Origin of the sequence: Streptomyces sp. NA04227 (assembly GCF_013364195.1) — a bacterium.
Classification (GTDB): domain Bacteria; phylum Actinomycetota; class Actinomycetes; order Streptomycetales; family Streptomycetaceae; genus Streptomyces.
This window is the reverse complement of the sequence record NZ_CP054918.1, coordinates 1953297-1975929: the sequence shown is the minus strand read 5'-3', so window position 1 is coordinate 1975929 and position 22633 is coordinate 1953297. Positions and strand designations below refer to the sequence as shown.

Genomic DNA, 22633 nt, shown 5'->3' with positions numbered 1-22633 from the left:
CCGCGGAGTTCGGTGTTGCGCTACGACCGTCGGCCGTCCCCCTGCGGACCTATGAGGAGCCCACGCATCATGTCGAACCCCGCTGAACGGCCCGTCGGTCGCCGTACCCCGCTGACGAACGCGACCCACCTCCAGCAGCCCACGTCGATGCCGATCCACAAGTACCGCGGCTACGACGCGGTGGACATCGCGGACCGCACCTGGCCGGAGCGGCGCATCACCAAGGCCCCGCGCTGGCTGTCCACCGATCTGCGTGACGGCAACCAGGCGCTGATCGACCCGATGTCCCCCGCGCGCAAGCGGGAGATGTTCGACCTGCTCGTACGTATGGGATACAAGGAGATCGAGGTCGGGTTCCCCTCCTCCGGGCAGACCGACTTCGACTTCGTACGGTCGATCATCGAGGACGGCGCGATCCCCGAGGACGTGACCATCTCGGTGCTGACGCAGGCCCGTGAGGAACTCATCGAGCGCACGGTGGAGTCCCTCAAGGGTGCGCACCGGGCGACCGTCCACCTGTACAACGCGACCGCTCCGGTCTGGCGCGACGTCGTCTTCCGGGGGTCGCGGGAGCAGGTCCGGCAGATCGCGGTCGACGGTACGCGGCTGGTGATGGAGTACGCGGACAAGCTGCTCGACGACCGTACGACCTTCGGGTACCAGTACAGCCCGGAGATCTTCACCGACACCGAGCTGGACTTCGCGCTGGAGGTCTGTGAGTCGGTGATGGATGTCTGGCAGCCGGAGGACGGGCGCGAGATCATCCTCAACCTGCCTGCCACGGTGGAGCGTTCGACGCCCTCCACGCACGCGGACCGGTTCGAGTGGATGTCGCGGAACCTGAGCCGTCGCGAGTTCGTGTGTCTGTCCGTGCACCCGCACAACGACCGGGGCACCGCGGTCGCCGCCGCCGAGCTGGCGCTGATGGCGGGCGCCGACCGGATCGAGGGCTGCCTGTTCGGTCAGGGGGAGCGGACCGGCAACGTCGACCTGGTCACCCTCGGCATGAACCTGTTCTCGCAGGGTGTCGACCCGCAGATCGACTTCTCGGACATCGACGAGCTCCGTCGTACGGCCGAGTACTGCACGCAGATGGACGTCCACGCGCGGCACCCCTACGCGGGGGACCTGGTCTACACGGCCTTCTCCGGCTCCCACCAGGACGCCATCAAGAAGGGCTTCGAGTCGATGGAGACCCGGGCGAAGGGCGCGGGTGTCACGGTCGACGACATTGAGTGGGCGGTGCCCTATCTGCCCATCGACCCCAAGGACGTGGGCCGGAGCTACGAGGCCGTGATCCGGGTCAACTCGCAGTCCGGCAAGGGCGGTGTGGCCTATGTGCTGAAGAACGAGCACAAGCTGGACCTGCCGCGCCGTATGCAGATCGAGTTCTCGAAGATCATCCAGGCCAAGACCGACGCCGAGGGCGGCGAGGTCACGCCGAAGGCGATCTGGGACGTGTTCCAGGACGAGTACCTGCCCAACCCGGACAACCCCTGGGGCCGGATCCAGGTGCGTACCGGTCAGACGACCACGGACAAGGACGGCATCGACACCCTCACCGTCGAGGCCACGGTGGACGGCGGGGCGACCGAGCTGACGGGTACCGGCAACGGTCCGATCTCGGCGTTCTTCGACGCGCTGCAGTCGGTGGGTATCGATGTGCGGCTGCTCGACTACCAGGAGCACACGATGAGCGAGGGCGCCTCCGCCGTCGCGGCCTCGTATATCGAGTGCGCGATCGACGGCAAGGTTCTGTGGGGCATCGGCATCGACGCGAATACGACACGCGCCTCGCTGAAGGCGGTTGTCTCGGCGGTGAACCGGGCCTCGCGAAACGAGGTCTGACCCGCACCTTCCCGGCCCCCGCGGAGTTTTCCGGTCCGCGGGGGCCGGGTCGTCTCCCGGCCACCTCTTGTCCGTACTGCTGACGGCACCCGGGGGATGTGGCTAACATCACGCCCATGCGTCGGCCCGGAACCGGGATCTCCCTCTTGGGGATCGCGGCGGGGCCAACGGAGCGCGATGGAGCGTATCCGTGTCGTTACGGAGGTGAACGGTGCTGCCAGGACGAGGACGAGCCCCCGCTGTGCTGCTCTCGCGTCTCGTCGGCACCCACACCGTCTGGAGCACGGTGGGCGACGGCGAGTTCTTCTGTCCGGGTTGCGGCGGGGACCGCAACTACCAGCGTCGCAACGGCCGTCGCTTTCTCGCGCTGTTCGGTATTCCGATGCTGCCGCGCGGTACGGCCGCGCCGGTCATCGAATGTGTCGCCTGCCAGGAGCGGTTCAGCACCGATGTGCTCGACCACCCGACCACGCACCGGCTGACCGCGATGCTGCGGGACGCCGTACAGGCCGTGACGCTCGCCTCGCTCGTCGCCGGTGGGACCACGGCCCCGGCTCTGGACACCGCGGTGCGTGTGCTGCGGGGCGCCGGGGTCAACGACTGTCCGGGCGCCCGGCTGCGCGAACTGGCCGAGGCCCTCAACGACGAGGTCACCTCGGTACGGGGCGGCAGCGACTCCTGCGAGGCGGGCCTCGCCGTGGAGCTGCACGAGGCCCTCGCGCCGCTGGCGCCCTATCTCGCGGGAGCGGGCCGGGAGGCGATCCTCCTGCACGGAGCGCGCGTCGCACTCGCCGACGGCCCGTACACCCCGGCGGAGCGCGCGGTGCTGTGCGCCGTCGGACAGGCGCTCACCATCGATGTCGAGGACGTGGAGCGACTCCTCACGGCGGCACGTACGCCGTCCTGAGGCCCCCGCCCGCCCAGGAGTCCCGGTCCGAAGCTTCCACCCGAAGTCCTGTACCGATGACCGCAGTTGAAGCCCGATGTGGGCAACTCCCCACCTCCAGCCACACCTGACGCCCCGGCACACTCACACCACCCAACACTGCCCCACACCGCCCCACACGGCCCCGCCCGGCAGCCTCTCCGGAAGCCCGCCGGCCCCTCCGCGTACTCCAGGCGATTACTCCCCCGGGAGTAACACACCAGTGCAGCCGACCCTCGCAGTACCGACGGGTTCGCTCTCAGGCTTGACGAATCGCTGTTCTGGGGGCGAGAGGCTGGAAGCGCTGGAGAACCCCGCGCCGTAGGAGGCTGGAACTCATGGGGGCAGGAAAGATTTCAGGGAAGCTCAGAACAGTTCCCTGGATTGTGCTCGGACTGTGGGTGGCGGCGCTCGCCGTGCTCGGCCCCTTCGGCAACAAGCTGGCCGATGTGCAGCGCGACCGCGCGGTCGACTACCTGCCCGCCAGCGCGGACTCCACGCAGGTCGCGGAGATGCAGGACGAGTTGCCGGGTGGCGAGACGACCCGGCTGGTGCTCGTCTACCACCGTGACGGCGGACTGACCACCGCGGACAAGGCGAAGGCCACCGAGCAGGTGGAGCGCCTCGCGGACTCCGTCAAGCTGGTCAAGGAGCCGCAGGGAGCTCCGTCCAAGGACGGCACGACGCTGATGTTCCCGGTGGGCAGCACCGAGCCCGGCACGGACGAGAAGGCGCGCGACGAATTCGTCAACGATGTCCGGGACGTCGTCAAGAGCGAGGGCGGTCTGAACGTCGACGTCGGCGGTCCGGGCGCACTGGCCACCGACGCCGCCGAGGTCTACACCTCGGTCGACGGCCCCCTGCTCTACACCACGGTCGCCGTCGTCGCGATCCTGCTGATCCTCATCTACCGCAGCCCGTTCCTGTGGCTGGTGCCGCTGGTCGTCGCCGGTATCGCGGACTTCCTGTCGATGGCCGTCGCCTACGGTCTCAACAAGGGCTTCGACACCCCGGTCAGCGGTCAGGGCACGGCGGTCATGACGATCCTCGTGTTCGGAGCGGGCACCGACTACGCACTGCTGCTCGTCGCCCGGTACCGCGAGGAACTGCGGCGCATCGAGAGCCCGTACGAGGCGATGACGACCGCGCTGCGCGGCTGCGGACCGGCCGTACTGGCCTCCTCCGGAACCGTGGCGGCCGGACTCCTGTGCCTCCTGGCGGCCGACCTCAACAGCAGCCGCGGTATGGGCCCGCTGGGCACCGTCGGTGTGCTGTGCGCGCTGGCCGCGATGCTCACCCTGCTGCCCGCGATCCTCGTACTGCTCGGACGGCGTGTGTTCTGGCCGATCGTGCCGACCTTCGGCAGCCAGCCCAAGGAAGGCCGCCGCAGCATCTTCGCCGCCATGGGCGGTTCGGCCGAACGCAGGCCGCTCGCCGTACTGGTCGGTGGTGGCGTGCTGCTCGGTGCGCTCGCGCTCGGTGCCTTCAACCTGCCGGGAGCCCTCAAGCAGGAGGACTCCTTCACCGAGAAGCCCGACGCGGTCACCGCGATGCAGACGCTGGCCGACGCCTACCCCGAGCACAGCACCCAGCCCATCACCGTGCTGACGCCGACCCAGGGCTCCGCGCAGTCCCTGGAGCGGATCCGTGCCACCGAGGGCGTGTCCAGCGCGGACACCGGCCGGGTCGGTACCGGCTGGACGGAGATCTCGGTCGTCGCCGAGGACCGGCCGCAGTCCGCGGGGGAGACCAGGACCATCAAGACGCTGCGTGACTCGCTCGACGGCTCGTACGTCGGCGGGCCCAGCGCCGAGCAGATCGACCTGAAGGACACCAACGCGAGGGACACGAAGATCATCGTCCCGCTGGTGCTGGTCTGCGTGATGCTCATCCTGATGGCGCTACTGCGCTCGGTGGTGGCCTCGCTGCTGCTGACCGTCGTCGTGGTGGCGGTCTGGGGAGCCTCGCTCGGCATCGCAGGCCTCGTCTTCGGCCCGGTGTTCGGCTTCGACGGCACCGACCCCGGAATCGGACTGCTGACCTTCGTCTTCCTGGTGGCCCTCGGCGTCGACTACGGCATCTTCCTGATGCACCGGATGCGCGAGGAGGCACTCGCGGGAGCCGAACCCGCGGCCGCCGCACTGACCTCGCTGCGCACCACGGGAACGGTGATCGCCTCGGCCGGACTCGTCCTGGCCGCGACCTTCGCGGTGCTCACCAGCATGCCGCTGGTGCTCCTGGTCGAGATGGGCTTCATCATCGCGGTCGGTGTCCTGCTCGACACCTTCCTGGTGCGCACCTACCTGGTCACCTCGGCGAGCGTGCTGCTCGGCCGCAGGGTCTGGTGGCCGGGCGCGCTGTCGAAGGCGCCCTCCCCCGAGGAAGCCCCCAAGCCCGAACCGGTGGGCGCGGCCTCCTCCTGAAAGCTCCCCTCCCCCGGCCTTCCCCCGTCGTCGGGGGAGGGGACCCCATTCCTCCTCCCCGGCCTCCCCCGTCGTCGGGAGGAGGAACCACCTCCCTCTCTCGGTCTCTCCCCCGTGGCCGAGAGAGGGGACGACTTCCCCCTCTTGGTCTCTCCCCCGTGGCCAAGAGGGGGGACAGCTTCCCTCTCTCGGTCTCTCCCCCGTGGCCGAGAGAGGGAAAGACCTCCCCCTCCCGGTCTCTCCCCCGTGGCCGGGAGGGGGACTCATCTCCCTCTCCCGGCCTCCTCCGCGGCCGGGAGAGGGAAGCGCACTTCCGGCGGCCCCGGCCGCCGCTGCACAGTGCCCCCGGCTGGGCCGGGGGCGCACGCCTGGAAGAGGATGGGCCCCGTGGACGACGTTTCCCCCCGAACCCCCGCGGCTGTGCCGGGCGTTGCCGAGCGGATCCTCGCGGTGGCCAACCGGGATCCTCTGACGGCCCCGAACAAGGTGCGCAACGACGCCATACTGGCCGTGGTCGCCTGCGTCGTCTCGGTGGCCATCGGCCTGTACGGCGACCCCTCGAACAGGCCCGACGCCGTCGGCTGGGTGCTGCTCATGGCGAGCTCCCTGGTCGTCGCCGGGCGGCGGATCCGGCCGGTCCTCGCGCTGCTCGCGTTCATCGCGCTGATCACCCCGTACCACGCGCTCGACCACGCGCTGTGGGCACCTCTCGTACAGACCTTCCTGGTCCTGTACACGGTCGCGGCCACCGGGCGCCCGCTGCGGATGATCTTCGTGGCCGCCGTCGTGCTGACCATCACCATCACGATCGTGATGGTGAACGACTCCCAGAACGGCATCGAGCTTCTGCAGATCTCGGGCTGGATCCTGGTGATGCTGTTCCTCGGCACGAATGTGCGCATCTATCGGCAGTACGTGGACTCCATCGTGCAACGCGCCGAACGGGCCGAACGGACCCGGGAGGAGGAGGCGCGCCGCAGGGTCGCCGAGGAGCGGCTGCGCATCGCGCGGGACCTGCACGACCTGCTCGCGCACAGCATCACGCTGATCGGGGTGCGCACCTCGGTCGCCGCCCATGTGCTGCAGACCGACCCGGGGCGCCTGGACCGTGCCGCGGTCGGCGCCGCCCTGGAGGACATCGCCGAGACCTGCCGTACCGCGCGCGGCGAGCTGCGCACCACACTCGAAGTGCTGCGCGGCTCCGACGCCGGAGCCGAGCCCGGCGGTGGCCGCGGACCGGTGCCCGGACTCGACGGGGTGCCCGACCTGGTGCGCGCGGCCCGCACGGCGGGCGCCAAGGTCGACTTGTCGATCGAGACCCCCGAAGTGCCGCCCGCCGTCGGCGCCGCCGCGTACCGGATCGTGCAGGAGGCGCTCACCAACGCGGTACGGCACGCCGGCCCGAACCCCGCCGTGTGCGTCGGGCTGCGCGCCGAAGACGCGGCGCTGCACGTGGAGATCACCGACGACGGGCGCGGCGGGGAGATCCCCGCGCACGGTCCGGGCTTTGGCCTCACCGGTATGCGCGAGCGTGCGCGCAGCGTCGGCGGCGCGCTCACCGTCGGCCCCCGCCGCGAGGGCGGTTTCGCCGTACGGGCCCAACTTCCGCTGCCCGCCGAGGCCTTGTGATACCCGCACTGCCCGGCCCGCCCGCGCGGCGGCCGTCCTGTTTCGCCGAGGCCGTATCCTGCCGAGGCCCTGTGATGCGGAGGACCCCGTGACCACCACTCCTATCCGTGTGCTGCTCGCCGACGACCAGCACCTGGTGCGTGCCGCCTTCGCCATGCTCGTCGAGTCCGCCCCCGACATGGAGGTCGTGGGGCAGGCCGGGACCGGCAACGAGGCGGTGGAGCTGTTGCACAGCGCGCGTGCCGACCTCGTCGTCATGGACATCCGGATGCCCGGGCTCGACGGGATCGAGGCGACCCGGATCATCGCGGACGACGCGAGCCTCGCGGACGTCAAGGTGCTCGTCCTGACCACGTACGCCACCGACGAGCACATCGTCGACGCCCTGCGCGCCGGGGCCTCCGGGTTCCTGGTCAAGGACACCCGTCCCGCCGAACTCCTGGACGCCATCCGCACGGTGGCCGCCGGTGACGCGCTGCTCTCGCCCGGGCCGACCTCCCGGCTGATCGCCCGTTTCCTGTCGACGCCGGTCACCAAGGTCGACCTGGTCGGCGGTCCGGAGGGGCTCTCCGAGCGGGAGCGGCAGGTGCTCACCCTGGTCGCCCGCGGACTCAACAACGCCGAGATCGCCAACGCGCTGGGCCTCAGCCCGCTCACCGCCAAGACCCACGTCAGCCGCATCATGGGCAAACTCGGCGCCCGCGACCGCGCCCAACTGGTCATCGTGGCCTACGAGTCGGGGCTGGTGACGCCCGGGCAGCGGTGAGGCGCGCGATGCGGTGAGCAAGGTGGGGCGTGCCCTGGGCCGAACGGCCGGGCGCGCCCCACTTCTCACTCCTCCGGCCCCGCGCCTCTTGCCGTCCCCACCGGCCGTCGATACTTTCCGCGCGGGGAACATCCCACGTCCCATGTCCCGCATGTCCCGCCCCGCTAGGAGAGCGATGCCTGCCACGAGACGCCGCACCCTCACCTGCCTTGCCGCCGGACTCACCGCACTGGCCGCGGCAACCCTCGCCACTCCCGCCGCGCATGCCAACTCGGCCTCCGGGCAGGCCCGTTGCACCTCGTCCGTCCCCTTCGTGTCGGGGCAGGGCGGCTACGACACCTATCGCATCCCGGCCGCCGTACGGACCCGGGCCGGTACCGTGCTCGCCTTCGCCGAGGGCCGGGTCGGCGGGGCGGGGGACACCGGCAACATCGATGTAGTGCTGCGGCGTTCGCGGGACGGCGGCTGCACCTGGGGCCCGATGAGCGTGGTGGCCGCGGGCGGCGGCGACACCCGGGGGAACCCGGCGCCGGTCGTCGACCCGCGCAGTGGCCGGGTGGTGCTGCTGACCTCGTACAACAGCGGCAAGGTGACGGAGGCGCAGATAATGCGCGGCGAGGTCACCGCGGAGCAGAGCCGCCGGGTGTTCGTGCAGAGCAGCCGGGACGACGGACGGCACTTCTCGTCGCCGCGCGAGATCACCGCCGACGTCAAACGGCCGGGCTGGCGCTGGTACGCCACCGGCCCGGGGCACGCCGTGGCGCTGACCGAGGGGCCGCACCGGGGCCGGCTGGTGGTGCCCGCCAACCACTCCGTCGCCCCGCCCGCCGGTTCCGCCGACACCGGCCAGGAGCCCAAGTACTACGGGGCCCACGCGCTGCTCAGCGACAACGGTGGGCGCACCTGGCGGCTCGGCTTCGTCGAGGATTCCTACGAGGGCGTCGACAACGCCAACGAGTCGACGGCGGCCCAACTCCCGGGCGGAAGGCTGTACTTCAGCTCACGCGACCAGCACGGCACCTCCACCGGCAACCGGCTCGACGCGTACTCCGGCGACGGCGGGCGCACGCTGGAGCGGCCCTACCGGGTCCAGCCGACGCTGAACGACGTGCCGATCGTCCAGGCCAGTGTGCTCCAGGCGGCGGGCCACCGGGCGCCGTTGTTGTTCTCCGGCCCCTCGGTGCCCACCGCCCGCCGCTCGATGGCGATCTGGGCCTCCACGGACCAGGGCGCGACCTTCCGCCGCAAGCTGCTGCTCTCCGAACAGCCCGCCGCCTACTCGGACTTGGTGCAGACCGACCGGGCGACCGTCGGCATCCTCTACGAGACCGGCGTACGCGGCACGTACGAGACCGTGGAGTTCCGCCGCATCCCGCTGCGGGACCTGGGCTGAACCGGACCGGGTGACGGAGGGGGCGGCACCTGCCGCCCCCTCACAACTGCCCGGTCACAGCGTCCCGTTCAGCCGATTCACAGCAGCCCGGCCGCCGCCAGGTGCTTGCCGATCCGCAGTACCTCGTCCTCGGTGAGCGGGAGTTGAGGATCCGCGGTGACCGGGCAGTCGATCACGCCGCGCAGGTGCAGGGCCGCCTTGAACGCGCCGAGGCCGGACGAGCTGGGGCCGATGCGGGTCGGGTCGCCGACGTCCACGATGCCGAACAGGGCGGTGAGACGGTCCTGTTCGGCGCGGGCGCCCTGCCAGTCGCCCGCCCGGCACAGGCGGGCGAGCCGTACGTAGCCGTGCGGGTCCACGTTGCCGAGGCCGGGCACCACGCCGTCGGCGCCCATGGCGAACGCCGAGTCGACGGTGAGCTCCGAGCCGGTGAGGACGGTGAAGGAGTCGAGCCCCTCGCGGGTCCGGCCGAGCAGCACCTTGCGCAGGCCGCCCTCGTCGCCGCTGGAGTCCTTCAGGCCCGCGAGGACGGAGCGTTCGGCCAGCTCCAGGACGAGGTCGGCGCCCAGTTTGGAGTGCACGGAGACCGGCAGGTCGTAGGCGAAGAGGGGCAACCCGGCCCGCTCGGCGACCACTTGGTAGTGGCGGGCGATCTCGGCGGGGTGCGTGCGGGTGTAGAACGGGGCGGTGACAACGATGCCATCGGCGCCGGCGGCACGGGCCGCCGTCGCGTGGTCCAGTACCCGCAGCGCGGTCATGTCGATGGCTCCGGCGAGTACGGGCAGTTGGCCCGCCACATGCCGTACGACCGTGTCCACGACGGTCCTTCGGTGCCGGTCGGGCAGATAGGCGGCCTCGGAGGAGGAGCCGAGCACGAACAGGCCGTCCACACCGCCTTCGACGAGATGGTCCACGAGACGTGCGAGGGAGGCTGTGTCCACCTCGTTGTCCGGGGTCAGGGGCGTGCAGACGGGTGGTACGACACCGGTCAACGGGGTGGGCAGTGACATCAGGGCTCCTTCGGTGCCGTCGCCTGGAGGACGAGGTCGTGAATGGATTCCCCGCCGCCTACCGGGTGGTGGCAGCGGAAGCGGTGGGCCTGCCCGGTGCCGGAGAACTCCGGCATGATCGTCGCGCACTCGTCGTCGGCCTTCCAGCAGCGGGTGCGGAAGGGGCAGCCGCTCGGCGGACGGGTCGCCGAGGGCACCGGACCGGCCAGCGGGATCGGGTCGATCGGGGCGAGCAGGCCGGGGGTCGCCGAGAAGAGGGCGCGGGTGTAGGGGTGGCGGGCGTGCGCGGTCACCTCGGTGGCGGGTGACTCCTCCACGATCCGGCCGAGGTACATGGTGATCACACGGTCGCTCATCCGCCGCACGGTCTGGATGTCGTGCGAGACGAAGACGAGGGCGATGCCGAGCCGGTCCTTGAGGTCGAGCAGCAGATTGAGGATCTGGGCGCGTACCGAGACGTCGAGGGCGCTGGTGGGCTCGTCGGCGATGATGAGCTCGGGCTGCAGGGCGAGCGCGCGGGCGATGGCGACACGCTGGCGCTGACCGCCCGAGAGCTGTCCGGGCAGCCCCTGGGCGAGCACCTTCGGCAGGCCCACCAGCTCCATCAACTCCCTTACCCGCTCCTCCCGCTGAGCCGGGGTGCCGCGCCGGTGCACGTCCAGCGGGTCGCGCAGGATCTGCCGGATGGTCAGCCGGCGGTTCAGGGCGGTGGAGGGGTCCTGGAAGATCATCCCGGTGTGGCGGCCGATGGCCAGGCGCCGCTCCCGCGCGCTCATCGCCCACAGGTCCTTGCCGCGGAAGGAGACGGTGCCCGAGGTCGGCCGCTGCGCGCCCACGAGCACCCGGGCCAGGGTGGACTTCCCGCAGCCCGACTCGCCGACCACGCCGACCGTCTCGCCCGCGGTGATGTCGAGGTCGGCGCCGGTCAGCGCGTACACACGGTCGCGGGACAGCAGCCCGCCGGTACGCGCCTTGTGGACGACGTGGGCATCGGCGACGGAGATCAGGCTCATGTCACGGGCTCGCTTTCCCGGCCGTCGCTCTCGCGGCCGTCGGGGTCCTCCGGGTCGGTGCCGTCCACCAACCGGCGGCCGCCCGGCGCACCCGCGCCGAGCAGGTCGAGCGCCGGGTGGTGGCAGGCCGCCGAGTGCAGCCGTCCGCGGCCGAGCAGTTCGGGCGCGGTGGTCCGGCACAGCTCGCTGGCCAGCGGGCAGCGGTCCGCGAAGCGGCAGCCCGCGGGGAAGTCGGCGGGCGAGGGCACCACGCCCTTGATCTGCGTCATGCGCTCGGCCGCGGACTCCAGCGAGAGCACCGAACCGAGCAGTCCGCGGGTGTAGTGGTGGGTGGGCGCCTCGACGAGGTCGGCGGTCACGCCGGTCTCCACGATCTGACCGCCGTACATGACCACCACCCGGTCGGTGACGTCGGCGACCAGGGCCAGGTCGTGCGAGACCAGGATCAGCGAGAAGCCGAGTTCGGCGCGGAGCCTCAGCAGCAGCTCGATGATCTGGGCCTGGACGGTGACGTCGAGCGCCGTGGTCGGTTCGTCGGCGACGATCAGCTTCGGGCTGCGCGACAGCGCGATCGCGATGAGGACGCGCTGGCGCTGGCCGCCGGACAGCTCGTGCGGGTAGCTGCGCAGGGTGCGTTCGGGGTCGAGGCCGACCATCTCCAGGAGTTCGCGCGAGGTGTGGGTGCCACCGCGCCGTACCACCTGCTTGAGCTGGGCGCGGATGCTCATCGCGGGGTTCAGCGAGGACAGCGCGTCCTGGTAGATCATCGCCATGTCGTGGCCGAGCAGACGGCGCCGCGCGCTTATCCGCATCCCGGTCAGCTCCTGGCCGTCGAAGACGACCTCGCCGCGGATCCGGGCGCCCTTCGGGGCGAGGCCCATCACGGTCAGCGCGGTCAGCGACTTGCCGCAGCCCGACTCGCCCACCAGGCCGAGCACTTCACCGGGACGTACCTCGAAACTGATGCCGTCGACGATGTCGACGCCCTCGTGCCTGCCCTCGAAGCCGATCGCGAGGTCCTTCACCCGCAGCACGGGTTTGCCCTCGGGCAGCGGCCGGGCGCGGCTTCGGAGCCGGGCCGCGGCCGCGGTGAGTCCCGGCAGTTCCAGGATCTTTCCGCTGCCCGGCTCGGGCGCCTCCAGGGCGTCCTCGTGGCGCGCCCGGGAGCTGGGCACCCCGCGTCCGGCGGGCGCCGCCCAGGCGTCGGAGACCCCCTCGGACAGGATGTTCAGGGCCAGCACGGTGATCAGGATCAGCAGACCCGGGAAGACCGTCGCCCACCAGCCGCCGATCTGGACCAGGTTCTTGCCGTCGGCGATGACGCTGCCCCAGGACGGGTCGGGCGGGCGCACACCCGCGCCGATGAAGGACAGCGAAGCCTCGAAGACGATGGCCTCGGCGACCTGCACGGTGCAGAAGACGAGCACCGGGGCGGCACAGTTGACGGCCACGTGCCGGACCACGATGTGCCAGGTCCGCGCGCCGATCAGCCGCTCGGCGACCACATAGTCCTCGCCGTACTGCGCCATCACGTTGGCCCGCACCACGCGCGCGATCGGCGGGGTGAACAGGAAGGCGATGGCGCAGATCAGTACCGGGATGCCGCCGCCGAAGACCGTCACGAGCACCGCGGCGAGCGCGATACCGGGGAAGGCCATCACCACGTCGAGGCAGCGCATCAGGGTCTCGTCGACGACCTTGCCGCTGGTGGCGGCGATCGCGCCGAGGATCGCGCCCGCGACCAGGGCGAGCGAGGTGGCGCCCAGGCCGATGGCCAGCGACCAGCGGGCGCCGTACATCAGCCGGGAGAGGATGTCGCGGCCGAGCGAGTCCTGGCCGAGCCAGTGGTCGCCGGAGGGGGCGCCGTCGCCGATCATCGTGGCCTGGTCGAGCGGGTCGTGCGGGGCGAGGAACGGTGCGAACACCGCCATCCCGACCACCACGGTGAGCACGACCAGGGAGATCTTGGACAGCAGCGGCAGCCGGGAGAGGCCGCGCAGCTTGATGCCGGGGCGGGCGAGCTCGTGTGCCAGGCGCCGGGGGCTCTTGGTGAGGGGGGAGCGCTTGTCGGTGGTCATCAGGCGGCACCCCGCAGTCGCGGATTGACGAGCAGATAGAGGATGTCGATGACGAGGTTGACGATCACGAAGCCGAAGGCCGTGGTCAGGACGACGCCCTGCACCACCGCCGGGTCGCCGTTCTTGACCGCGTCGATCATCAGCTTGCCCATGCCGGGCAGGTTGAAGATCGTCTCGATGACCACGGCGCCGCCGAGCAGATAGCCGACCCTCAGGCCGAGCACGGTCAGCGGGTTGATCAGTGCGTTGCGCAGGACGTTGCGGCCGACCACGACGACCGGCGGCAGTCCACTGCCGATCGCGGTGCGCACGTAGTCCTTGTCGAGTTCCTCCACCACCGCGGTGCGCACGATACGGATGAGCTGCGCGGCCACCGGCAGCGACAGCGCGAGCGCGGGCAGGGTCATCGTCTTGAGCCAGCCGGTGAACGAGTCGCCGGGGTTCACATAGCCGCCGGTCGGGAACCAGCCCAGGTCGACGGCGAGGTACTGGATCATCAGCAGCGCCAGCCAGAAGCCCGGTGCCGCCACCCCGACCAGCGAGATCACCCGGATCAGCTGGTCGGGGAAGCGGTCCCGGTAGATCGCGGCCGTGACGCCCAGGGTGAGAGCGAGCACGACCGCGATCGCGAGGCCGAGGAAGGTCAGCTGCACGGTGAGCGGCAGCGCCGTGGAGACCTGGTCCACCACGGGCTGCCGGTTCAGCACGCTGAAGCCCATGTCGCCGCGGAGCAGGTCACCGACGAAGTCGACGTAGCGCACCGGCAGCGGGTCGAGGAGGCCGTTCTTCTCCCGGAACTCGTGCAGCTGTTCCTGGGTGGGGTTGGCCCCCTGGTAGTACGCCGAGGCGGGATCGTTGTCCGAGAACCGCATCACGAGGAACACGAACAGCACGATGCCGAGCATCAGCGGGACGAGCAGGACAATGCGACGAGCCAGGATTCTGGCGACCGCGGCCACGAACGCTCCTTAGTGCGGTGGTGCTGGTGTGCTGTGTCTGCCGGTGTTGGCCGGTGTCTTCCGGTGTTTGCCGATGCCTGCGTGCGCCGACGGCTTCCCCGGGGCTCAGAGGACCGGTTTGGCCTGGAGCAGGTTTATGCCGGGATAGGGCTGGGGCCGGATTCCGCTGAGGCGGTCGGGGTCCCAGGCCGTCATGAGTTCGTTGTGGACGACCGGATAGATGACGGCGTTCTCCGCGACGACGTCGATGTAATCCTGCGTCATCTCTTTCTTCTTCGCCGGATCCGGCTCGCGGGTCGCCTTGTCCATCATCGTGAACAGGCGTTTGGCCTCCGGGCTGTCCTTCCAGCGCGCGTAGCGCATCCAGAGGTTCTCGGGGCCGTAGTTGTAGTGCATGATCAGGTCGGCGTCGACACCGAACTGGTTGGGGTTCGAGGCCGCCGCGACGACCTGGAAGTCCTTGTTCTGGTCGAGCTTGCCGAACACGGCCGCGGTCTCCTGCGGTTGCAGCGTGGTCTCCACGCCGATCGCGTCCCAGGAGGCCTTGATGGTCGGCAGACAGTCGACCAGCCAGCTGACGTTGACCGCGGTGAGATCGATCTTCAGCTTCTTCACGCCCGCCTCGGCGAGCAGCTTCTTCGCCTTGTCCGGGTCGTATCCGTAGACCGTCCTGGCCTGGCGGTAGGTCGGGTTGTCCTCGTTGAGGAAGGAGCTGGCCGCCTTGCCGTGGCCGCGCAGCGCCGCCTCGATCATCTTGTCGGTGTCGATGGCGTAGTGCAGCGCCTGGCGTACCCGGACGTCCCCGAAGGGCTCGTGCCCGGTGTTGAAGAGCAGGAACAGATGGTTCATGCCCGCGCCGCCCTGCACGGTGAGGCCGTCGCCCTGGAGCTGCTTGATGTTGGCGTACGGGATGTTGTCGGAGATCTGCGCGCCCGCGCTGCCGCCGGAGATCTTCGCGACCCGGGGCGCGGCGTCCACGATGGACAGCCAGTTCATCTTCTTGAACGTCGCCTTGCGCGGACCGTTGTACTTCGCGAAGGCGGCGAAGGTGGTGTTCGACTTCGGGTGGTGCGCGGTCTGGCGGTACGGGCCGGAGCCGATCGCCTTGCCGCGCATCGCCTCGTCCCAGGCGCCCGGCTTGGAGAAGACGTGCTTGGGCATGATCTTCGCCAGCGTGAGCCGGGGTGCCCCCTCGGGGAAGGGGAACTTCAATACCAGCTCGACGGTCTTCGCGTCGACCTTGCGGACTTCCTTCAGCCACGACACGAAGAAGCCCTTGGCGAGCGAGGTCACCTTGGGATCGAGGATCCGCTCGAAGGTGAAGACCACGTCGTCGGTGGTGACCGGCTTGCCGTCGTGCCAGGTGGCGCCCTCGCGCAGTGTGAAGCGCCAGGTCGTGGCCTGCAAGTCGGCGGGGATCTCGGTCGCCAGCGCGGCGTACGGCTCCCGGGTGATCGGGTCGGTGTCGAGGAGGCCCTCGTAGATGTGGTGGTTGGCGGCCATGCAGAAGGCCGAGGCGGTCTGCGTCGGGTCCCAGCTCTGGTCGTTTCCGTAGCCGATGACGACGGTCAGGGTGCCGCTGCTGCCACCGCCGCCCGTCTCGTTCGTGGACTCCGGGCCGGAGGAACAGGCCGAGAGGCTTGTGGTGATCGCGGCGGCCGCGCCGAGCGCGCCCGAGTACTGCAGAAAGGACCGGCGGTTGAGGCCCGGTCCGTCGGTCACGTCGCGCACTGTGCCTCCATGAAAATAGGAGATACCACGTCCTACGTCGTGGGTAGCGTGACCATAAGAGCGCCCGCAGTAGCGGTCAAGAGCACGCGCAGGAATCCCGGTTGGGCCAGACGTGGGACGTAGGACGTCCACCGGGCGTACCCTTTCCGGCATGTCCGAGGAGCCGAGGTTTCCCGCGGGCCGGCCAGCCCGAGACCGTCGGGTGAGCGGCCAGATCCAGGGCGAGATCATGCAGCTGATCCTCGATCGAAGACTCGGCCCGGGCGAACCCCTGCCCACCGAGGCCGAGCTGATGGACCGGCTCGGCGTCAGCCGCAACTCGGTGCGCGAGGCGTTGAAGGCGCTCCAGGCACTGGACATCGTGGAGATCCGTCACGGTTACGGAACCTACGTCGGTCAGGCCTCGCTCACACCTCTGGTGGACGGGCTGACCTTCCGCTCGCTGGCCCGCCACCAGCCGGGCGCGCCCCCGCTCGGCGAGATCCTGCAGATCAGAGAGGTGCTGGAGGAGGGCCTCGTACGCCGCGTCGCCGATGCGATCGGGGAGCGGGAACTACGCGCTCTGGAGGACCTGGTGGCCCGGATGGAGGAGGCGGGCAAGGCGGGCGAGCCCTTCCCGGAACTCGACCGCGAGTTCCACGAACTCCTCTACCGGCCGCTCGGCAACACCCTGGTCGCCCAGCTCCTCGGCGCCTTCTGGAACGTCTTCCACCGGGTCGCCGAGGCCCAGGGCTGGACCGACGACCCCTCGCCCGCCCTCACCGTGCGCCGCCACCGCGACATCGTCACCGCGCTCAGGGCCCGCGACGTCGAGGCCGCACAGCGCGCCATGACCGACCACTTCCGCGGCATCGAGGCCCGCGCCGTGACGGAGACCCGGGGCGTGGGCTGACGCCCGGCGCGACCCCGTGCGCGGCCTCGCACGCCCCAACGCGCACCACCGCCCCGCACCCCGCGTGCGGACACCTTGTCCCCCTTGTCTCCGTACCGCCCCGCGCGTCACACCCCCGTCAGGATCCGTCCACAAACCGACGGTGCGGGGGTAGCCGGGACGCGAAATGGGGCACCGTTGTCCCGTAACGACTGCGAGACGCATGCGGAGGGGCACACAGCGTGAAACGGGGCGTATCGCGGGAGCACGACGGCGAGTACGAGGGACGCGGGCCCCTGCCGGTCGGTTCGTACGCGGTGGACACCAGGACCGGACAGCTCGGCAAGGTCATGGGCCACGAGGGACCGTATGTGCAACTGCGGCCGGTGGGCGGCGGCCGGGAGTGGGACTGCCGGCCGGAGGCCGTGCGCAGGGCGACCAGCGACGAACGGGAACGGGCGGCGGGGAGGGCGGCCAGGTCCGAGGCCTGACGGCGGCCCGCACCGTGATCGCCGTGATCGGTCCCGGTCGGCTTCGGACACCCGGCCCGGGAGCGGTGCGGACGTACGCGAGAATGGGCTCATGAACCCCTGCCGCGTCCATGGAACCGAGGCCCCCGCGGCCGCCGTCGGTCCCGGTGTGGACGTGTACCGGGCGGGCGGTGCCCGATGAGCCTGTTCCGCGACGACGGGATCGTGCTGCGCACCCAGAAGCTGGGCGAGGCCGACCGCATCATCACGCTGCTCACCCGCGGGCACGGGCGGGTCCGGGCGGTGGCGCGGGGCGTGCGCCGCACCAAGTCGAAGTTCGGGGCGCGCCTGGAGCCCTTCTCGCACGTCGACGTGCAGTTCTTCGCGCGGGGCAGCGAACTGGTCGGCCGCGGGCTGCCGCTGTGCACCCAGAGCGAGACCATCGCCCCCTACGGCGGGGCCATCGTCACCGACTACGCCCGCTACACCGCGGGCACCGCGATGCTGGAGACCGCCGAGCGCTTCACCGACAACGAGGGCGAGCCCGCGGTGCAGCAGTACCTGCTGCTCGTCGGCGGGCTGCGCACCCTCGCCCGCGGCGAGCACGCCCCGCACCTGGTCCTGGACGCCTTCCTGCTGCGCTCGCTCGCCGTCGGCGGCTACGCGCCCAGCTTCAGCGACTGCGCGAAGTGCGGCCTGCCGGGCCCCAACCGGTTCTTCTCGGTGGCCGCGGGCGGCTCGATATGCGCCGACTGCCGGGTCCCGGGCAGCGTCGTACCCTCGCCGCAGGCCCTGCTCCTGCTCGCCGCGCTGCTCACCGGCGACTGGGACACCGCCGACTCCTGCGAGCCGCGCCACGTCCGCGAGGGCAGCGGCCTGGTGTCCGCCTATCTGCACTGGCACATGGAGCGCGGCCTCAGATCGCTGCGGTACGTCGAGAAGACGTGAGATACGTACGGGCCGTACGCCACCGGTGGTCCGGGCGGCCCGCGAAGGACGGCGGCCGGGCGGCCGTCGAGTACGGGAAGTAAAGGGCCCGGCGGTACGGCACGAACCGGACCGAGGGGCCGCGAGGAAGACCGCGTACGGAGGGTGCGCGGAGCAACGATCGGAGTGAGACCGTCATGGCAGTACGCGGGATTCTGGGGCGCTCGCGCAGGGAGTACAAGGTGCCCGAGCCGCACCCGTCCGGCGCCCGTCCGCCGAAGCTCCCCGGCGAACTGGTCCCGGGCCATGTGGCGGTCGTCATGGACGGCAACGGACGCTGGGCCAAGGAGCACGGGCTGCCGCGCACCGAGGGGCACCGGGTCGGCGAGGGCGTCGTGATGGACGTGCTCAAGGGCTGCCTGGAGATCGGCGTCAAGAACCTCTCCCTGTACGCCTTCTCCACCGAGAACTGGAAGCGCTCGCCCGAGGAGGTGCGCTTCCTGATGAACTTCAACCGGGACGTGATCCGCCGCCGCCGGGACGAGATGGACGAACTGGGCATCCGTATCCGCTGGGTGGGCCGGATGCCCAAGCTGTGGAAGTCGGTGGTCCAGGAGCTCCAGGTCGCCCAGGAGCAGACCACCAAGAACGACGCCATGACGCTCTACTTCTGCGTCAACTACGGCGGCCGTGCCGAACTCGCCGACGCCGCGCGCCGGATGGCCCAGGACGTGGCCGCCGGGCGCCTGGACGCGAACAAGGTCAACGAGAAGACGATCCAGAAGTACCTCTACTACCCGGACATGCCGGACGTGGATCTGTTCCTGCGGCCGAGCGGCGAGCAGCGTACGTCCAACTACCTGATCTGGCAGTCGAGTTACGCCGAGATGGTGTTCCAGGACGTGCTCTGGCCGGACTTCGACCGGCGTGACCTGTGGCGCGCCTGCCTGGAGTACGCCTCCCGCGACCGGCGCTTCGGCGGGGCCATCCCCAACGAGGAACTGCTCGCGATGGAGGGCCGCATCGAAAAGTGAGCGGCGCCGCCCGCGAAGGGAGCGGGCGGTCGTCGAAACGGTAGGGACGGCCGTCCGGAGCCCCGGCGGCCGTCCTCGTCGTTCGTCGCTAGTCGTCCGTTCCCGGCGCCGTCGGCGGCCGGGTCGTCGGCCGGTCGGTGGTCGGCCGGGTAGTCGGTCCTCGCTCAGTCCTCGGTCTTCTTCGCGCAGTCCGCGCAGGTGCCGAAGATCTCCACGGTGTGGGCCACGTTCACGAAGCCGTGCTCGGCCGCGATCGCGTCCGCCCACTTCTCCACGGCGGGGCCCTCGACCTCGACCGCGCGCCCGCAGGAGCGGCAGACCAGATGGTGGTGGTGCTCCCCGGTGGAGCAGCGGCGGTAGACGGACTCGCCGTCATGGGTGCGCAGGACATCGACCTCGCCCGCGTCGGCGAGGGACTGGAGGGTGCGGTACACCGTGGTCAGGCCGACCGAGTCGCCCTTGTGCTTGAGCATGTCGTGCAGCTCCTGCGCACTGCGGAACTCGTCCACCTCGTCGAGAGCTGCCGCTACTGCCGCGCGCTGGCGGGTCGACCTGCCTCGTACCGGGGCTGCCACGATTGCCTCCTGACGTCTGCTGTACGGCCATTGTGTCAGGTCCGGGCCCGCCCTCCGACGGGTGCCTTCAGAACTCGTCGTGGGCTCCCGCCCTGGGCGCGCCGAGCGCGGTCGCGCCCACCGGGGCGGGCACCGCGCACTCGGAGGGCTCCGGCCGCCCCGCGCCGGACGGCTCGTCCGCCTGCGCCAGCCGGAAGGCGCGGGCCCGCCGCCGGGCGAGCGGCGTCGCCGCCACGCTGAGCACGATGAAGACGCCGATGGTCAGCAGCACGATCGTCGCCCCGGGCGGCACGTCCTCGTAGTACGAGGTGACGGTGCCGCCCAGCGAGACGGCCACCCCGATCCCCATCGCGAGCAGATACGTGGCCCAGAAGCTGCGGGTGATCTGCTGCGCGGCGGCGACCGGCACCACCATCAGGGCGCTCACCAGGAGCAGGCCCACCACCCGCATCGCGACCGTCACGGTGACCGCCGCGGTGATCGCCATCAGCAGGTTGAGCAGCCGCACCGGAAGACCGGTCACCCGCGCGAACTCCTCGTCCTGGCTCACCGCGAACAGCTGCTTGCGCAGGCCGAGCGTGACGAGCAGCGCGAACGCGGCGAGCAGGCAGATGGTGACGATGTCGTCCTCGGAGACCGTGGTCAGCGAGCCGAACAGATAGGAGCCGAGGTTCGCGTTGGAGCCGCCCGGCGCCAGGTTGATGAACAGCACACCGCCCGACATACCGCCGTAGAAGAGCATCGCGAGGGCGAGGTCGCCGCGGGTGCGGCCGTACCAGCGGATGAGTTCCATCGCGACCGCGCCGAGCACGGCGACGGCGGTGGCCATCCACACCGGCGAGGTCGACAGCAGAAAGCCGAGGCCGACGCCGGTCATCGCCACGTGCCCGATGCCGTCGCCCATCAGGGCCTGGCGGCGCTGTACGAGATAGATGCCGATCGCCGGTGCGGTGACGCCGACCAGGACGGCCGCGAGCAGCGCCCGCTGCATGAACGGGTAGTCGAGGAGTTCCAGCATGGGTTTCGGCTCCTCAGCTCAGCAGTCCGGAGCGCAGCGGCTCGGCGTGGGAGTGCGGGTGGACGTGGTCGTGACCGGGCAGAGCGTGCTGGCCGACGGCCTGAGGGGGCGGCCCGTCGTGCAGCACACAGCCGTCGCGGAGCACCACGGCACGGTCGATCAGGGGCTCCAGGGGGCCGAGTTCGTGCAGGACGAGCAGGACCGAGGAGCCCGCGCCGACCTGCGCCCGCAGCGTCTTGGCCAGGATCTCCTGGCTGGCGAGGTCCACCCCGGCCATCGGCTCGTCCATGATCAGCAGCTCCGGCTCGCTCGCCAGCGCGCGGGCGATCAGGACCCGCTGGTGCTGGCCGCCGGAGAGCGCCTCCACCGGGTCCTTGGCCCGGTCGCTCATGCCGACCTGTGCCAGCGCCCGGTGCACCGCCTCGCGGTCGGTGTGGCGGGTGAGCCCGAAACGGGTGCGCGAGAGGCGCCCGGAGGCGACGACCTCGCGGACGGTGGCGGGCACGCCCGAGGCCGCGGTGGTGCGCTGCGGGACGTAGCCGACCCTGGCCCAGTCACGGAACCGGCGGCGCGGGGTGCCGAACAGCTCGATCTCCCCGCCGGTCAGCGGCACTTGGCCGACGATCGCGCGGATCGCGGTGGACTTGCCGGAGCCGTTGGCGCCGAGCAGCGCCACGACCTCGCGGCGTCCCACCCGCAGATCGATTCCGCGCAGCACGGGGCGCGCGCCGAGCTCGGCCGTCACGCGCCGCAGTTCGAGTACGGGGCTCTCACCGCTGTCGCTTTTGCTGCCGCTGTCCTTGCTGGTGTCCATGGCTCGCGCCTTCCGTCCTGCTCCTGCCCGGCGTGCGGCGTCCCGCCGCCGGGCTGCGGTCACTTGGCGCCGAGTGCCTTCTTCAGCGCCGTCAGGTTCGCGTCCATCACCTGGATGTAGTCCTTGCCGCGGGACTTGTCCGTGATTCCCTCGACGGGGTCGAGCACATCGGTCTTGAGGCCCGCGTCGTCGGCCAGGGTCTTCGCCGTCTTGTCGGAGACGAGCGTCTCGTAGAAGACGGTGGTGACCCCGTCCTCCTCGGCGATGTGCTGAAGGTCCTTGATCCGCCCGGCGCTCGGCTCGCTGTCCGGGTCGAGGCCGGAGATGGACTCCTGGGTCAGCCCGTAGCGCTCGGCGAGGTAGCCGAAGGCGGAGTGCGAGCTGATGAAGACCTTCGTACGGGTGTCGGCGAGGCCCTTCTCGAAGCGCCCGGAGAGCGCGTCGAGCCTGCCGACCAGGGCGTCGGTGTTCTTGCGGTAGTCCGCGGCGTGCTGGGGGTCGGCCTTCTCCAGCGCCTTGCCGACGCCCTTGGCGACCTCGGCGTACTTCACCGGGTCCAGCCAGACGTGCGGGTCCTTGCCGCCGTGGTCGTGGTCGTCGTGACCGTGGCCCTCGTGGCCGCCCTCTTCCTCGTGCTCGGCCGGTTCGGAGGCGAGCTTCTCCTTGGTGGTCAGCGCGCCCGCCTCGATCTTGGTCTTGGCGGCGGACTGATCGACGGACTCGTCGACGGCGGGCTGGATTCCCTTGACGTAGAGGACCGCGTCGGCCTCCTGGAGGTGCGCGGTCTGCCGGGCGCTCAGGGTCAGGTCGTGCGGCTCGGTGCCGGGTTCGGTCAGGGTGCTGACCTCCACGTGCGGGCCGCCGATCTGCTCGGCCAGGTACTGCATCGGATAGAACGACGCCACCACGTCGAGCTTCCCGTCGGCCACGCCGTTGTCGTCGGAGCACGAGGTGAGCGCCCCGGCGCCCAGCGCGGTGACGGTGGCGACGGCGAGCGCGGTCGTGCGGCGGGAGCCGCGGGAGCGGGATATGGAGGAGGACCGGGCACCCTGCCGGTGGCGTCGTACGTTCATGACAGTCATTTTCAATTAAATGGAAACGGTTGTCAAATACGGCGGCCGTCCGCCCCCGCCCCCTCCGGCCCCGCAC

Annotated in this window: 19 protein-coding genes; 10 read left to right on the top strand and 9 right to left on the bottom strand. The window is 70.7% G+C overall.

Annotated elements, in window-relative coordinates; all coding sequences use genetic code 11:
* Positions 1–69 precede the first annotated feature (69 nt).
* The 6 genes from leuA to HUT18_RS08210 all read left to right on the top strand — a co-directional run bounded on the left by leuA (position 70) and on the right by HUT18_RS08210 (position 8984).
* Positions 70–1848, top strand: a complete 1779-nt coding sequence (gene leuA / locus HUT18_RS08235) for a 2-isopropylmalate synthase (protein WP_254878481.1) — start codon at positions 70–72, stop codon at positions 1846–1848.
* 211 nt (positions 1849–2059) lie between these two features.
* Positions 2060–2755: a TerB family tellurite resistance protein gene (locus tag HUT18_RS08230; RefSeq protein WP_176099150.1), complete on the top strand. Its 696-nt coding sequence runs from the start codon at positions 2060–2062 to the stop codon at positions 2753–2755.
* A 356-nt stretch (positions 2756–3111) separates the two neighbouring features.
* Positions 3112–5196, top strand: coding sequence for an MMPL family transporter (locus tag HUT18_RS08225; RefSeq protein ID WP_176099148.1), 2085 nt, complete (start codon positions 3112–3114; stop codon positions 5194–5196).
* A gap of 387 nt (positions 5197–5583) precedes the next feature.
* Positions 5584–6825 carry a sensor histidine kinase gene (locus HUT18_RS08220; RefSeq protein WP_254878480.1) on the top strand — a complete coding sequence of 414 codons (1242 nt, stop codon included), beginning with the start codon at positions 5584–5586 and terminating at the stop codon, positions 6823–6825.
* Between the two features lie 88 nt (positions 6826–6913).
* Entirely contained in the window at positions 6914–7591 is a 678-nt protein-coding gene (locus tag HUT18_RS08215) for a response regulator transcription factor (RefSeq protein ID WP_176099144.1), read from the top strand.
* Positions 7592–7766: 175 nt separating this feature from the next.
* Positions 7767–8984: an exo-alpha-sialidase gene (locus HUT18_RS08210; protein ID WP_176099143.1), complete on the top strand. Its 1218-nt coding sequence runs from the start codon at positions 7767–7769 to the stop codon at positions 8982–8984.
* A gap of 77 nt (positions 8985–9061) precedes the next feature.
* On the opposite strand, the gene HUT18_RS08205 is transcribed toward HUT18_RS08210, so the two are convergent.
* From HUT18_RS08205 to HUT18_RS08185, 5 genes are all read right to left on the bottom strand, one after another.
* On the bottom strand, positions 9062–9994 hold the full coding sequence (locus HUT18_RS08205) for a dihydrodipicolinate synthase family protein (protein ID WP_176099141.1): 933 nt from the start codon (positions 9992–9994) through the stop codon (positions 9062–9064).
* Positions 9994–11007, bottom strand: a complete 1014-nt coding sequence (locus HUT18_RS08200) for an ABC transporter ATP-binding protein (protein WP_176099140.1) — start codon at positions 11005–11007, stop codon at positions 9994–9996. Before HUT18_RS08200 ends, HUT18_RS08205 begins: the two co-directional genes overlap by 1 nt.
* Positions 11004–13085 (bottom strand): dipeptide/oligopeptide/nickel ABC transporter permease/ATP-binding protein, encoded by a 2082-nt coding sequence (locus tag HUT18_RS08195; RefSeq protein ID WP_176099138.1) that lies wholly within the window; start codon positions 13083–13085, stop codon positions 11004–11006. Before HUT18_RS08195 ends, HUT18_RS08200 begins: the two co-directional genes overlap by 4 nt.
* Positions 13085–14044, bottom strand: coding sequence for an ABC transporter permease (locus HUT18_RS08190; RefSeq protein ID WP_176099136.1), 960 nt, complete (start codon positions 14042–14044; stop codon positions 13085–13087). The genes HUT18_RS08195 and HUT18_RS08190 overlap by 1 nt, the downstream gene beginning before the upstream one ends.
* 105 nt (positions 14045–14149) lie before the next feature.
* A complete protein-coding gene (locus HUT18_RS08185) occupies positions 14150–15775 on the bottom strand; it encodes an ABC transporter substrate-binding protein (RefSeq protein ID WP_176099134.1) in 1626 nt (541 codons plus the stop codon).
* Between the two features lie 151 nt (positions 15776–15926).
* On the opposite strand from HUT18_RS08185, the gene HUT18_RS08180 reads away from it, so the two are divergent.
* The 4 genes from HUT18_RS08180 to HUT18_RS08165 all read left to right on the top strand — a co-directional run bounded on the left by HUT18_RS08180 (position 15927) and on the right by HUT18_RS08165 (position 19077).
* Positions 15927–16667 (top strand): FadR/GntR family transcriptional regulator, encoded by a 741-nt coding sequence (locus tag HUT18_RS08180; RefSeq protein WP_176099132.1) that lies wholly within the window; start codon positions 15927–15929, stop codon positions 16665–16667.
* A 221-nt stretch (positions 16668–16888) separates the two neighbouring features.
* Complete coding sequence (locus HUT18_RS08175) at positions 16889–17137, top strand: hypothetical protein (protein WP_254878479.1); 249 nt, start codon at positions 16889–16891, stop codon at positions 17135–17137.
* Positions 17138–17314: 177 nt separating this feature from the next.
* Positions 17315–18064 (top strand): DNA repair protein RecO, encoded by a 750-nt coding sequence (recO, locus tag HUT18_RS08170; protein ID WP_176099130.1) that lies wholly within the window; start codon positions 17315–17317, stop codon positions 18062–18064.
* Between the two features lie 176 nt (positions 18065–18240).
* Positions 18241–19077: an isoprenyl transferase gene (locus tag HUT18_RS08165; protein ID WP_176099128.1), complete on the top strand. Its 837-nt coding sequence runs from the start codon at positions 18241–18243 to the stop codon at positions 19075–19077.
* A 164-nt stretch (positions 19078–19241) separates the two neighbouring features.
* On the opposite strand, the gene HUT18_RS08160 is transcribed toward HUT18_RS08165, so the two are convergent.
* The 4 genes from HUT18_RS08160 to HUT18_RS08145 all read right to left on the bottom strand — a co-directional run bounded on the left by HUT18_RS08160 (position 19242) and on the right by HUT18_RS08145 (position 22557).
* On the bottom strand, positions 19242–19655 hold the full coding sequence (locus HUT18_RS08160) for a Fur family transcriptional regulator (RefSeq protein WP_176104365.1): 414 nt from the start codon (positions 19653–19655) through the stop codon (positions 19242–19244).
* Between the two features lie 64 nt (positions 19656–19719).
* A complete protein-coding gene (locus tag HUT18_RS08155) occupies positions 19720–20667 on the bottom strand; it encodes a metal ABC transporter permease (protein WP_176104364.1) in 948 nt (315 codons plus the stop codon).
* Positions 20668–20683: 16 nt separating this feature from the next.
* The gene (locus tag HUT18_RS08150; RefSeq protein ID WP_176099126.1) at positions 20684–21484 is read right to left on the bottom strand and encodes a metal ABC transporter ATP-binding protein; all 801 of its coding nucleotides are present in this window, start codon (positions 21482–21484) and stop codon (positions 20684–20686) included.
* Positions 21485–21543: 59 nt separating this feature from the next.
* Positions 21544–22557, bottom strand: coding sequence for a metal ABC transporter substrate-binding protein (locus HUT18_RS08145; protein WP_176099124.1), 1014 nt, complete (start codon positions 22555–22557; stop codon positions 21544–21546).
* Positions 22558–22633: the final 76 nt, after the last annotated feature.

Bases quoted from the DNA above. Each gene is read 5' to 3' on its own strand.
- HUT18_RS08210 (WP_176099143.1), top strand. From the start codon at position 7,767: ATGCCTGCCACGAGACGCCGCACCCTCACCTGCCTTGCCGCCGGACTC.
- HUT18_RS08180 (WP_176099132.1), top strand. From the start codon at position 15,927: ATGTCCGAGGAGCCGAGGTTTCCCGCGGGCCGGCCAGCCCGAGACCGT.
- HUT18_RS08165 (WP_176099128.1), top strand. From the start codon at position 18,241: ATGGCAGTACGCGGGATTCTGGGGCGCTCGCGCAGGGAGTACAAGGTG.
- HUT18_RS08225 (WP_176099148.1), top strand. From the start codon at position 3,112: ATGGGGGCAGGAAAGATTTCAGGGAAGCTCAGAACAGTTCCCTGGATT.
- recO (WP_176099130.1), top strand. From the start codon at position 17,315: ATGAGCCTGTTCCGCGACGACGGGATCGTGCTGCGCACCCAGAAGCTG.
- HUT18_RS08200 (WP_176099140.1), bottom strand. From the start codon at position 11,007: ATGAGCCTGATCTCCGTCGCCGATGCCCACGTCGTCCACAAGGCGCGT.
- HUT18_RS08150 (WP_176099126.1), bottom strand. From the start codon at position 21,484: ATGGACACCAGCAAGGACAGCGGCAGCAAAAGCGACAGCGGTGAGAGC.
- HUT18_RS08145 (WP_176099124.1), bottom strand. From the start codon at position 22,557: ATGAACGTACGACGCCACCGGCAGGGTGCCCGGTCCTCCTCCATATCC.
- HUT18_RS08205 (WP_176099141.1), bottom strand. From the start codon at position 9,994: ATGTCACTGCCCACCCCGTTGACCGGTGTCGTACCACCCGTCTGCACG.
- HUT18_RS08195 (WP_176099138.1), bottom strand. From the start codon at position 13,085: ATGACCACCGACAAGCGCTCCCCCCTCACCAAGAGCCCCCGGCGCCTG.
- leuA (WP_254878481.1), top strand. From the start codon at position 70: ATGTCGAACCCCGCTGAACGGCCCGTCGGTCGCCGTACCCCGCTGACG.